The 12,076-nt window shown below is 74.8% G+C and carries 10 protein-coding genes and 1 pseudogene; 7 read left to right on the top strand and 4 right to left on the bottom strand.

Features of this window, described 5'->3' with window-relative positions:
* Window positions 1–27 precede the first annotated feature (27 nt).
* The 5 genes from ACFCV8_RS06750 to ACFCV8_RS06770 are packed head-to-tail and all read left to right on the top strand — an operon-like array spanning window position 28 to window position 7,511.
* The gene (locus tag ACFCV8_RS06750; RefSeq protein ID WP_376684178.1) at window positions 28–2,259 is read left to right on the top strand and encodes an acetate--CoA ligase family protein; all 2,232 of its coding nucleotides are present in this window, start codon (window positions 28–30) and stop codon (window positions 2,257–2,259) included.
* A gap of 49 nt (window positions 2,260–2,308) precedes the next feature.
* Window positions 2,309–3,169, top strand: a complete 861-nt coding sequence (locus tag ACFCV8_RS06755) for an enoyl-CoA hydratase/isomerase family protein (RefSeq protein ID WP_376684179.1) — start codon at window positions 2,309–2,311, stop codon at window positions 3,167–3,169.
* 49 nt (window positions 3,170–3,218) lie between these two features.
* The gene (locus ACFCV8_RS06760; protein ID WP_376684180.1) at window positions 3,219–5,177 is read left to right on the top strand and encodes an SMI1/KNR4 family protein; all 1,959 of its coding nucleotides are present in this window, start codon (window positions 3,219–3,221) and stop codon (window positions 5,175–5,177) included.
* Between the two features lie 38 nt (window positions 5,178–5,215).
* Window positions 5,216–6,799 (top strand): sensor histidine kinase, encoded by a 1,584-nt coding sequence (locus ACFCV8_RS06765; RefSeq protein ID WP_376684181.1) that lies wholly within the window; start codon window positions 5,216–5,218, stop codon window positions 6,797–6,799.
* Window positions 6,800–6,824: 25 nt separating this feature from the next.
* Complete coding sequence (locus ACFCV8_RS06770; protein WP_376684182.1) at window positions 6,825–7,511, top strand: response regulator; 687 nt, start codon at window positions 6,825–6,827, stop codon at window positions 7,509–7,511.
* 90 nt (window positions 7,512–7,601) lie between these two features.
* Here the strand turns inward: ACFCV8_RS06770 and ACFCV8_RS06775 are convergent.
* Window positions 7,602–7,820, bottom strand: a pseudogene (locus tag ACFCV8_RS06775) (phosphatase PAP2 family protein); the annotation flags it as partial.
* On the opposite strand from ACFCV8_RS06775, the gene ACFCV8_RS06780 reads away from it, so the two are divergent.
* A complete protein-coding gene (locus ACFCV8_RS06780; RefSeq protein WP_376684210.1) occupies window positions 7,726–8,037 on the top strand; it encodes a hypothetical protein in 312 nt (103 codons plus the stop codon). The pseudogene ACFCV8_RS06775 and the gene ACFCV8_RS06780 sit on opposite strands and share 95 nt — an antisense overlap.
* A gap of 285 nt (window positions 8,038–8,322) precedes the next feature.
* On the opposite strand, the gene ACFCV8_RS06785 is transcribed toward ACFCV8_RS06780, so the two are convergent.
* Window positions 8,323–9,357 (bottom strand): hypothetical protein, encoded by a 1,035-nt coding sequence (locus ACFCV8_RS06785; RefSeq protein WP_376684183.1) that lies wholly within the window; start codon window positions 9,355–9,357, stop codon window positions 8,323–8,325.
* Window positions 9,358–9,548: 191 nt separating this feature from the next.
* Between ACFCV8_RS06785 and ACFCV8_RS06790 the strand changes: the two genes are divergently transcribed.
* A complete protein-coding gene (locus ACFCV8_RS06790) occupies window positions 9,549–10,163 on the top strand; it encodes a flavin reductase family protein (protein WP_376684208.1) in 615 nt (204 codons plus the stop codon).
* 72 nt (window positions 10,164–10,235) lie between these two features.
* Here the strand turns inward: ACFCV8_RS06790 and ACFCV8_RS06795 are convergent, their stop codons facing one another.
* Together ACFCV8_RS06795 and ACFCV8_RS06800 are read right to left on the bottom strand one after the other, a co-directional pair.
* On the bottom strand, window positions 10,236–11,600 hold the full coding sequence (locus ACFCV8_RS06795; protein ID WP_376684184.1) for an MFS transporter: 1,365 nt from the start codon (window positions 11,598–11,600) through the stop codon (window positions 10,236–10,238).
* A 19-nt stretch (window positions 11,601–11,619) separates the two neighbouring features.
* Complete coding sequence (locus ACFCV8_RS06800; RefSeq protein WP_376684209.1) at window positions 11,620–12,066, bottom strand: DUF2809 domain-containing protein; 447 nt, start codon at window positions 12,064–12,066, stop codon at window positions 11,620–11,622.
* Between the last annotated feature and the right edge of the window lie 10 nt (window positions 12,067–12,076).

Below are 12,076 nucleotides of genomic sequence, written 5' to 3' on the forward strand. Positions count from 1 at the left end.
GGACCTCAGGCAGGAGTGGGCGGAACGATGCTTGGATCGACTCACGGCACCTTTACCACCGACTTCCGCGCCAGGGTGGTGGCCTGCGGCGAGGAGCCGCACGCGGCCGTCCACAGCGTGACGGTCGAGGCCACCGAGGAATGCGCCCTGGACGTCAGCGGCCGGCCGCTGCACATGCCCGTGCCCGAACTGGACCGCTTCTTCCGGCCCGAGTCCGTGGCCGTCATCGGCGCCTCCGACGCCGAGGGCCGCCCCAACACCGGCATCACCCGGCAGCTGATCGGCTGGGCCGAGCGGGTCGGGGCGCGGCTGTATCCGGTGCACCCGACGCGCGAGTCGGTGTTCGGGCTGCCCTGTTCGCCGTCGGTGGGGCAGCTGCCGGAACAGGTCGACCTGGCGGTGCTGCTGGTCGGCGACCCGCTGCCGGTGATCGAGGAACTGGCGCAGGCCAAGGTGCGGTTCGCCGTCGCCTTCGCGTCTGGCTTCGCCGAGACCGGCGAGGAGGGGGCCGCCGCGCAGGCGCGGCTGGCCGAGGCGGTGGAACGGTCCGGGCTGCGGCTGCTGGGGCCGAACACCAACCTCAACGCCTTCGAGCGGTTCCGGGACGACCTCGACGGCCCGGCCATCGCACTGGTCACCCAGTCCGGCCACCAGGGCCGCCCCCTGTTCACCCTCCAGGAGCTGGGCGTACGGCTCTCGCACTGGGCGCCCACGGGCAACGAGGCCGATCTGGAGACCGCCGACTTCATCTCGTACTTCTCGCAGCGCCCCGAGGTCGGGGCCATCGCCTGCTACGTGGAGGGGCTCAAGGACGGGCGGTCCTTCCTGCTGGCCGCGGACCGGGCGGCGCGGGCAGGGGTGCCCGTGGTGGCGGTCAAGGTGGGGCGCACGGAGACGGGGGCCCGGACGGCCGCCTCGCACACCGGCAAGCTGACCGGCGCCGACCAGGTGGTCGACGCGGCGATGCGGCAGTTCGGCGTGATCCGGGTGGACGGGCTCGACGAGCTCCAGGACACCGCGACCCTGCTCGCCCGGGCCCGTCCGCCGCGGGCCGAAGGCGTCGTCGTCTACTCGATCTCGGGCGGCACCGGGGCACACTTCGCCGACCTGGCGACCGGCGCCGGGCTGAGCCTGCCCACCCTGTCCGACGCGAAGCAGCGCGAACTGCACACGTGGATTCCCGAATACCTGAACGTGGCGAACCCGGTGGACAACGGCGGCCATCCGGTCGGCGACTGGCGCGGCCGGAAGATCATCGACGCGATACTCGCCGACCCCGCGGTCGGGGTGCTGATCTGTCCGATCACCGGCCCCTTCCCGCCGATGAGCGACAAGCTCGCGCAGGACCTCGTGGACGCGGCGGAGACCACGGACAAGCTGGTGTGCGTGGTGTGGGGCTCGCCCGTCGGTACGGAGGAGGCCTACCGGACGACGCTGCTCGGCTCGTCCCGTGTCGCCACCTTCCGCACCTTCGGCAACTGCGTCACGGCCGTGAAGGCCTACCTGGACCACCACCGGTTCACCGAGGCGTACCGCTCCCCCTTCGACGAGGCGCCGCGCACGCCCTCGCCGTCCTTCCGCAAGGCGCAGGCCCTGATACGCCCGGGCCGCCAGCTCAGCGAGCACGCGGCGAAGCAGCTGCTGCGGGCGTACGGCATCCGCGTACCGCGCGAGCAGCTGGTGACCAGCGCGGCGGCGTCCGTCCGGGCCGCGGGGCTGGTCGGCTACCCCGTGGTCATGAAGGCGTCGGGCGACCGGCTCGCCCACAAGACCGAGCTGGGCCTGGTCAAGGTCGGGCTCACCTCCGCGAGCCAGGTGCGGGACGCCTATCGCGAGCTGACCGACATCGCCCGGTACGAAGGCATCGAGCTGGACGGAATCCTGGTCTGCCAGATGGTGGAGCGGGGCGTCGAGATGATGGTCGGCGTCACCCGGGACGCGCTGTTCGGGCCGACCGTCACGGTCGGGCTCGGCGGCGTGCTCGTCGAGGTGCTGCACGACGCGGCGGTGCGGGTGCCGCCCTTCGGCGAGGACCAGGCGCGCTCGATGCTCGCCGAACTGCGCGGCCGGGCCCTGCTGGAGGGCGTGCGGGGCGGACCGCCGGTGGACGTGGACGCGCTCGTCGAAGTCGTACTGCGGGTGCAGCGGATGGCGCTGGAGCTGGGCGACGACCTCACCGAACTGGACATCAACCCGTTGATGGTGCTGGGGCGGGGGCAGGGCGCGGTGGCACTCGACGCGCTCGCCGTCTGCCGCTGACCGGCCGTCACCCTGCCGCCGCCCGAACGACCCACTCAGGAGCTGCCTCATGCCGTCCTCCCCCGAAGACACCACCGGATCCACCGCATCCGAGCCGGCCACCGGCCCCGCCGATCCGCTCGATTCATTGGTACTGCACACCACTGACAACGGCGTCCTGCGGATCACCCTCAACCGCCCCGAGGCGATGAACGCCGTCACCTGGGAGCAGCGGGAACGCGTGATCGCCCTGCTCGCGGACGCCTCCGCCGACCCGGCCGTGCGGGCCGTCGTCCTCACCGCCACCGGCCGCGGCTTCTGCGCGGGCGCCGATCTGCGCGGTACGGCTCCGGCGTCCGGCGAGCGGGTGCCGGGCGATGTGGCCCGTACGATCCGGCTCGGCGCGCAGCGGCTGATCGGCGCGGTGCTGGACTGCGAGAAGCCGGTCGTCGCGGCGGTCAACGGCACGGCGGCCGGGATCGGCGCCCACCTCGCGTTCGCCTGCGATCTGGTGCTGGCCGCCGAATCGGCGAGGTTCATCGAAGTGTTCGTACGCCGTGGTCTGGTGCCGGACGGCGGCGGGGCGTATCTGCTGCCCCGGCTGATCGGCCCGCAGCGCGCGAAGGAGCTGATGTTCTTCGGCGACGCGCTCCCGGCCGCGGAGGCGGAACGGATCGGGCTGGTCAACCGCGTCGTGCCGGACGAGGAGCTGGCGAAGACTGCGACCGAGTGGGCGCAACGGCTGGCCGAGGGGCCGACCCGGGCGATCGCCCTCGCCAAGCAGCTCGTCAACGCCTCGATGGAGAACGACCGTTCGACCGCCTTCGCCGCCGAGGCGGCGGCCCAGGAGATCAACATGACGACACGGGACGCGCAGGAGGGCGTGGCGAGTTTCGTGGAACGCCGGAAGCCCGAATTCCGGGGGGTGTAGGGCTTCTTCGGACCGGGCGCTGTCAGTGGCGGGTGGCAGCATCGGGCCCATGACGGATACGACACCGTTCGACTGGCGGACGTTCCTGCTCAGGTGGAGCGAGGAGTGGGCGGACTCCCTGCCCGACGGCGAGGTGCGGAGCAAGGAGGACGAAGCCGCGCGGCGGGCGCGGTGGCTGGGGTTCCCGCCCGCGTCCGAGGAGCGGATCGCGGCCGTGGAGAAGCGTCTCGGCCGTCGGCTGCCCCCGTCGTACCGGGAGTTCCTCCAGGTCAGCGACGGGTGGCAGCACGCGGGCGGTTTCGTCTGGCTGCTGGCGGGAACCGCCGAGGTCCACTGGCACAACGACGAGTCCGGCCTGGCGGACATCTTCGAGGAGTGCCTGGACGAGGACTCCGATCCCGAGGAGCGGCGGGAGGCGACCGTCTGGCGGCGCGGGCTCCAGATCGATGTCGAGGCCGACGCCATGCACGTCGTCCTGGATCCCGAGGACGTGGACGAGGACGGCGAGTGGGCCGTGTACAGCTGGGCGAGCTGGCGGGCCGCGCCGCCCGAGCGGTACGCGGGCTTCGCCGCGTTCATGCGGGACATGTACCGGGAGTTCCACGGTCTGCGGGCGCATCCGGGCGACGGGGAGCCGGAGTTCGTCAACGACACGACGCGCGAGCTGGACGCCCTGATGGAGCGGGCCCGGACGGCGGCGCTGCGCGGCGACTGGGAGGGGGCCCTGCCCGCGCTGGACGAGGCGGAGGAGTACGGCAGGCCGCGGGCGGTCTGTCTGGGCGACCAGATACGCCGCCTGCTCGGGCAGGCCGGCACGTTCCGCTTCGACGACGTGGCGGCCGACCCCCGGTACGCGCCGGACCTGCTGCCCGTGCTGGTCACCGAGCACGCGGCGCACCCCTTCCGGAGGGACTCCACACTGACCTTCCACATGCGGGGGGCCGGCGAGGACGTGGTGTCGTCGGCCCGCGCGATGCTGGAGGAGATGCGCGCCGGCACGTACCGGTACGCGCCGGCCGGGCCGTTCGGGGAGGCGGTCGGGCGGGCGCGGGAGCAGGCGCGGTGGGGCGACGGCGACGGGGCGTGGCGGACGCTGATGGACGCCCTGCCGGAGTGGCTGCCACTGGGCCCGGACCACCTGGCCCCGCTGGGGTGGCTGGCCGACCCCCTGCTCGGGCCCCTGCTGACCCCGGAGCGGGGCCGCGAGCTGCTGTCCACCCCCAGGGGCGGGCAGCGGGGCGAGCTCCCGGACCGGTCGGCCGCCCTCGACCCGGACGGCCTGGCGTGGCTCGCGGACCCGGACGGCCACGACGGTCCGACGTCCTACCGGTTCGTCCTGGTGGAGGGCGTGGAGCCGAAGGACCTGCCGGGGCTCCTCACGGACGGGGAGCCGGACGGGGAGCCGGATGGCAAGTCGGACGGTGAGTCGGACGGGGCGGTGCTGGCCGGTCCGATGACGTCCTACGAGGCCCGCAGCCGTTCGTTCCACGGGCGGCGGGAGTTCTCCTCCTACGACGACCGGGCCCTCGTGGCGGTCGGCCGGGCCGGGGCCGGGTGGAGCTTCGCCTTCGACGGCGGTCCCGCGTACTTCGACGCGAGGCGGTTCGTCTCCCCCGCCGTGGCCGCGGCCGCCGGCACGGGCACCCGTGCGGTGGTCGTGTGGAGCGGATCGCGGTCGGGGCACGGGGAGCCGTTCTTCCACCTGTCCGTGGCGCGGGACGGGGCCGAGCAGTACGCCTTCACGTACGTGGCCGGAGAGACGCACCGCACCGGGGAGATACCCCCGGCCCTGGACCCCGGCCGGTTCTTCGGCCCCGAGGGCGACGGCGCACGGGAGCGGTCGCTGCTGGAGGCGGTCTCCGAGGAGTTCGGCGTCCGGCTGCCGCGTCATGCCCTCACCGAGGGCCGGCTGCACACGTTCACCACGCGCTCGTGGACGCGGCCCCCGGGGGACGGGGAGGCGTACGTCGTGATCGGCAGGAACGGCGGCGGAGACGGCATGCGCTGACGGACGGCCGGTGCGGCGGTCCGCGTACGGTCGTACGGGTGAAGGGTGTGGTGATCAGCGGGGCGGTCCGGCGGGCCGTCGCCGCCCGGGGAACGGTGGCCGCCGTCGGTGCGGGGGCCTGCGTGGCGTCGAGCGCGGTCAGTCCGTGGTGGGCGCTGCCCGCGGCCGTGGCGGCCTTCCTCGCGGGCCGGGAGCCGGGACGGACCGGGCCCGCGGTCCTCGTGCTCGTCGCGGTGGTGGCGGGCGGGGTGGCGGCGGTGGCCCTGGTGCCGTCGTGGCTGCTGATGGCGGGGCAGTTCGTCGCGACGGTGGTGCTGGCCGCGATGCTGCCGTGGTTCGTGGGGCGCTTCTGGCGTCAGTACCAGGACCTCGTCCGGGCGGGCTGGGAACGGGCGGCCCGGCTGGAGCGCGAGCAGCGGCTCGTGGCCGAGCAGGCCCGGTCCCGCGAACGGGCCAGGATCGCCCAGGACATGCACGACGTCCTCGGGCACGATCTGAGCCTCATCGCCCTGTCGGCCGGTGCCCTCAAGCTGGCACCCGGGCTCGACGAGGCGCACCGGGCGGCGGCCGGGGAGATCCGGGCCCGTGCGGCCGCGTCGGTGGAGCGGCTCGGCGAGGTGATCGGCCTGCTGCGCGAGGAGGCGGGCGAGGGAGCGGGCGGGAAGACGGACGCGGATGTTCCCCGTCTGGTCGAGGAGGCCGCGGCGGCCGGGCTCGCGGTGGAGCTGCGGGTGGCGGGGGACGCGGGCGCCGTGCCCCCGACCGCCGCGCGGGCCGCCCACCGGGTCGTCCAGGAGTCCCTGACCAACGCGGCCAAGCACGCGCCGGGAGCACGGGTGCGGGTGCGGGTGACCCACGCGGCCGGGGAGACGACGGTCCGCGTGTCCAACGGCCCCGCCCCCGCCCCGGCCCGCACCGCCTCCGCCTCCGCCTCCACCTCCGCCCCGGGCACCGGGAGCGGACTGATCGGGCTCGACGAACGCGTACGGCTGACCGGCGGCACCTTCGCATACGGACCGAACACGCAGGGCCCGCACACGGACGACCCGCACACCGGCGGCCCGCACGCGGACGACCCGGAGGCGCGGGCGGACGCGTACGCCCCTGACCCGGGCACGCGCCCCCCGAACCGGAGCGCCGCGGACGCGTACGCCCCCGGCGGCTTCACGGTCACCGCGCGGATCCCCCACGCCCAGCCCGCCGACCGGCCGCCCGCCCCGCCCCGGACCGCTCGCCCGGCCCCCGCCCTGCCGCCGGAACACCACCGGGCCCGCGGCCGGGTCCGCCGGGCGCTGGTCCTCGCGGCCGTGCTGCCGCTGGTGGTGTGGGCCGTGCTGAGCGCGGCCCTGATGGTGTGGGACGTCCGCTCGGCCCGGCAGTCGGTGCTGGACCCCGGGGACTACGCCCGGCTGCGGGTGGGACAGGATCAAGAAGCGGTCCGGCGGCTGCTGCCCGACCGGGAGACCAGACAGCGGCCGGTGGCCGGGGAGCCGAGAGGGAAGGACATCGCATGCGCGTACTACGCGATGACGGCGGATCGTTTCGACGACCGTTCGGGGGACGCCTACCGGCTGTGCTTCCGGGACGGCCGGCTGTTGTCCAAGGAGGCCCTGACGCCGTGATCCCGGCCCGCACGGCGGGTGACCGGTGATCCGGGTACTGGTCGCCGACGACGAGCCGATGATCCGCGCGGGGGTGCGCTCCGTGCTGTCCACCGACCCGGAGATCGAGATCGTCGCGGAAGCCGCCGACGGGCACGAAGCCGTGGAGCTGGTACGCCGTCACCGCCCCTCCGTCGCCGTGCTCGACATCCGGATGCCCGGGACGAACGGCATCGAGGCGGCGGCCGAGATCCGCCGCACGGTTCCGGGGACGGGGGTCGTGATGCTCACGACCTTCGGTGAGGACGACTACATCCTCCAGGCGCTCGGGGGCGGCGCCGCCGGTTTCCTGATCAAGTCGGGCGAGCCCGAGGAACTGATCGCGGGGGTACGCGCGGTGGCCGACGGCGCCGCCTATCTGTCACCGAAGGTCGCGGCGCGGGTCGTCGCCCACCTCTCGGCGACGGACGCGGGCTCCCTGGCCGGCCGCCGTACCGCCGCCCGGGAACGGGTGGCCGCCCTGACCTCCCGGGAACGCGACGTACTGGCCTTCCTCGGCAGCGGGCTGTCCAACGGGCAGATCGCCCGGCGGCTCCACCTGGTGGAAGGGACGGTCAAGGCGCATGTGAGCTCCATCCTGGCCCGGCTGGGCGTGGACAACCGGGCCGCCGCGGCCGTCGTCGCCCACGAGGCCGGGATCGCGGCGCCCCCGCAGCCGTCCGGCGAGCACTGAGGCCGCCGTACGGGCGAGCGGCAGGAACGCGAGCAGCAGGGCCGCCACCACACAGGCGCCGAGAACCGCACCGGCCAGCACGTCGTGCGGGTAGTGCGCCCCCACCGCGACCCGCAGCAGGACCGCCGCCCCGCCCACCGGCAGGGCGACTGCGGACAGGCGCGGGCGCAGCACGGCCAGGCCCACCGCGAGCCCGACGGCCAGGGTGGCGTGGTTGCTCGGGAAGGACCAGTCGCCGGGCGGCGGGCACTCGGCGGCCGTCCCGGCGATGCCGCGCAGGGCCCGGCAGGGGCGTTCCTCGTCCACCACCAGCTTGACCGCCTCGCTGACCGCGTACGCCGCCACGGTGCCGACGCCGGTGAGCACGGCGCCGGCGGACATCCGGGTGTCGTCCCGGCGTACGGCGCTCCACCACGCCCACACCAGCAGCAGGCCGAGCACCACCAGCGTGCCGTCGGTGGCCGCCTCCAGCAGCGGTCCCGTCCAGGAGGGCGCGTCGGCCACCGCCCGGGTCACCGCGCGGTAGGCGGAGGCGGAGGCGCCGTCCGTCACCTCCACGGCGTGGTCGGTACCCAGCCCGCCCGGGGCGAGTGCCGCGACCGCCGCTGCCCCCGCGGCCAGCACGGCACAGGCGGTCAGCGGCCGTCCGGCCCTGGTACTGCTTCCGGTTTCTCGTCTCATGGGAGGCGAACCTAGAAGCGGCGGGCCCCCGTCGCCCGTGCCGAACGGCAGTCCCCACCCCTGACGAACGTCGGGGGTGCGACCGGGAACCGAATCCGCCAGGTGCGCCGACCGCGGCCGGTCCGGCCGGTCACCGCCGGGTGAGCTCGTACCGGTCCGGCGTGTCCGGGTCGCCGTACTCGCTGCCGAGTCCGAGCCGGTCCGGCGTACCGCCGATCCGCCACCCGTAGGGGTCGTCCAGGCCGTCGCAGCCCTTGATCCGGATCCGCACGCGCTGGTCCCACGTGGTGGATTCACCGGCGGTGTAGCTCCAGGTGCCCTGCCCCGAGCAGCGGTACTTCGCGGCGGTGGGCTCCGCGTCGTCCGCGTAGGCCGCGGCATGGTCCGTCAGCCCCTCGGCATCCGCCGTACCGTCGGCGGCCAGCAGCAGTGTGCCGCCCTCGCCGTCGGTCCAGCTCCCGGACAGCACCGCCGCGTCGGCCCGTGGCGGCCGGTACTCCGTGACCAGCCCGGTGGCGAACGCTCCCGCGCCGATCGCGAGCACGGCCACCCCGGCCACCACGCCCCAGCCGAGGACGTGCCGGACCCTGCCCCCGCGCAGTGCGGTGCGGCGTGCCACGAGACCGGCGGCGGTGAGCATCGCCGTGGCCGCCGACCAGCCCAGGACCGACGCGCCGGGGCCGAGGTGCCGGGCCGCGGCGAGGACCGCGATGCCCGCCCCGGCCACGACCGACGCGACCACCGGCACCCACCACCACGCGTCACGGCCGGTGAACCGGGTCGCCGCCCAACGCGCCGCCGAGACGGTGGGAAGCACCAGGAGCGGGCTCGCCATGAGGGCGAACGGGCCCCCGAAGCAGAACAGGATCGGCGCGATCAACAGCACTGTCCAGGGGCCGGGCGGCGGGCCGAAGGACGGGAGGGCGAGCTCCACGAAACCGTCGATCTCCACACCGAGCACGGCCGCCGTGTACAGCGTGCACGCGGATGCCACGATCGGCCGCGCGGCCCACACCGTCGGCACGGCACCGGACACGGATACGGGCTCGGGCTCGGATACGGCCTCGGCCTCGGCCTCGGGCTCGGGCTCGGGCTCGGGCTCGGGCTCGGGCTCGGGCTCGGATACGCGATCGGGATCGGGATCGGGATCGGGATCGGACTCCATGGCGCCCTCCGCCGGACCCGTGTTCCCTCTCGGACCGCCGTCCCCCGCCTCGGACATCGGCATGCGCCCTCCCCCGTCCCGCTCCCCCGTCTCCGGGCGAGGATAGTCAGCTCCCGCGCCCGGCACCCCACCACCCCCTTCCCATCTGACGGCACGTCAGCTCTAATCGAGGGATGATGGGACACGCAGGCATGGCCGCCACCGCCGTCCGGTATCTCAGGTCCGTCGGCGCCGCCACCACCGCCGGACCGGCACCGGTCGACCCGCTGCCGCGCCCGCATCTGCGCGCCGTCGCCGAGGGGGAGCAACCGCCGGTGGATCCGGGCGAGTTCCGCCGGGTGCTGGGGAGCTTCGCCAGCGGCGTCACGGTCGTCACGGCACACAACCCGGACGACCCGGCGGGCCCGGCCGGCTTCGCGTGCCAGTCCTTCGCCTCGCTCTCGCTGGACCCGCCGCTGGTCACGTTCATGGTCGCCCGTACGTCGACGACCTGGCCGCGCATCGCACGCGCCGGGGCCTTCTGCGTCAACGTGCTCGGCGCGGACCAGGGCGCGCTGTGCCGGAGCTTCGCGGTGAGCGGCGCGGACAAGTTCGCGGGGGTGGCGTACGGGCCCGCCCCGGTGACCGGCTCGCCCCGGCTGGACTCCGTGGCCGCCTGGATCGACTGCCGCGTCCAGGCCGTCCACACCGGGGGCGACCACCTGATCGTGGTCGGCCGGGTGGAGGCCCTGGGCGCGGCGGACGGGACCGTTCCCCTGCTGTTCCACCGGGGCGCGTTCGGCCGCTTCGCCCCTCTCGACGACTGAGTCCACGGATACCCGCCACGGATTCCCGCTCCACGGATTCCCGCCCGCGGGCTTCCGCGACACGGGCTTCCGCTACACGGGCTTCTGCACGCGGCGGATGACCAGTGCCATCAGGGCCGCCGTCGCGCACAGTGCGCCCGAGGCGTACCAGACCACGTCGTACGTGCCGAAGACGTCGCGTGCCACGCCGCCCAGGAAGGCGACCAGGGCCGCCCCCACCTGATGGGAGGCCAGGACCCAGCCGAAGACGATGGCGCTGTCGTCGCCGTACTGCTCGCGGCACAGGGCCAGGGTCGGCGGCACGGTGGCCACCCAGTCCAGACCGTAGAAGACGATGAAGAACAGCATCGGCGGATGCACCTCGGGGGCCATCAGCATCGGCAGGAAGAGCAGCGAGACGCCGCGCAGCGCGTAGTAGACGGCGAGGAGGCGGCGGGCGTCGAAGCGGTCGGTGAGCCAGCCGGAGAAGACGGTGCCGATGACGTCGAAGATCCCGATGACGGCGAGCAGCGAGGCCGCGGCGGTGATCGGCATGCCGTGGTCGTGGGCCGAGGGCACGAAGTGCGTACGGATCAGGCCGTTGGTCGAGGCGCCGCAGATCGCGAACGTGCCGGCCAGCAGCCAGAACGGCCCGGTGCGCGCCGCGTCGGCCAGGACCCGCACGGTCCGCCGCGCGGCCCCGCGCGCGGGCGCGGGCTTCGGCTCGTACGCGCCGCCGTACGGGGCGAGGCCCACGTCGGCCGGGTGGTCGCGGAGCAGGAACCAGACGAACGGGACGACGACCAGGGCCGCGAGCGCCACCGTCACCGAGGCGGGGCGCCAGCCGTGGTGGTCGACGATCCAGGCGCAGAGCGGCAGGAAGACCAGCTGGCCGGAGGCGCCCGCGGCGGTGAGGATGCCGGTGACCAGGCCACGCCGGGCGACGAACCAGCGGTTGGTGACCGTGGCGGAGAAGGCCATGGCCATGGAGCCGGTGCCGAGGCCGACGAGCAGGCCCCAGTAGATCATCAGCTGCCAGGACGCCGTCATCCACACACTGGCCAGCGCCCCGGCGGCCACGGCGCCGAGGGCGACGGCGACGACCCGGCGGATGCCGAAGCGGTCCATCAGCGCGGCGGCGAACGGCGCGGTCAGCCCGTACAGCGCCATGTCGATGGAGACGGCGAGCCCGATCTCCCCGCGCGACCAGCCGAACTCCTGGTTGAGCGGGTCCATGAGGAGGCCGGGCAGCGAGTTGAACGCGGCGCCGCCGATGATCGTCACGAAGGTGACGGCGGCGACGATCCACGCGCGATGGATGCGGCGGCCGCCACGGGAACGGGCCGGCCGCTCGGGCCGGATACGCGGACGGAGCGGCCGCCGGGAGCCCGCTGCCGCGCCCCGGCGGCCACCGTCCCGCGCGGTGCTCTGGGTTGTCTGGGTCACGCCACTCAGCATCCGGTCGTGCGGGACCCGCTCACGAGTGGCCGGAAGGACACCCTTCGCAGGGATCGGGCCATCCGCGCACCCGCCGCCACCCGGCCGCGACCGCCCAGCCGAACCCGGCCCCCACCGCGTACCACAGCAGGTCGGGCGCGTTGAAGGTCGAGCCGAGCACCAGGTGCGCCACCGCGCTGCGCCGGGAGAGTTCGCCGGGCACCCCGGTCAGCTGGGCCAGCTCCACCGCCCAGCTGACCGCCAGCGCCGCCCCCGCCCACCCGGCCGGCCGGGCACCGGGGGCGATCACCGCGGCCAGGGCGCAGACCAGCACCGTGTAGAGCGCGTCCCCCGCGTATTTGGCGAGGTCCCCGTCGGCGAGAGCCCTGATCCCGAGCCCCGCGAGAACGGTCGCCACGGCGGCCCCGGCCGCCACCAGCCGCGTCCGCACCCGCAGCCGCGACCGTACCGGCGCCCGTTCCCGCAGCCCCGTCCGT

Origin of the sequence: Streptomyces sp. NPDC056347 (assembly GCF_042262625.1) — a bacterium.
GTDB lineage: Bacteria > Actinomycetota > Actinomycetes > Streptomycetales > Streptomycetaceae > Streptomyces.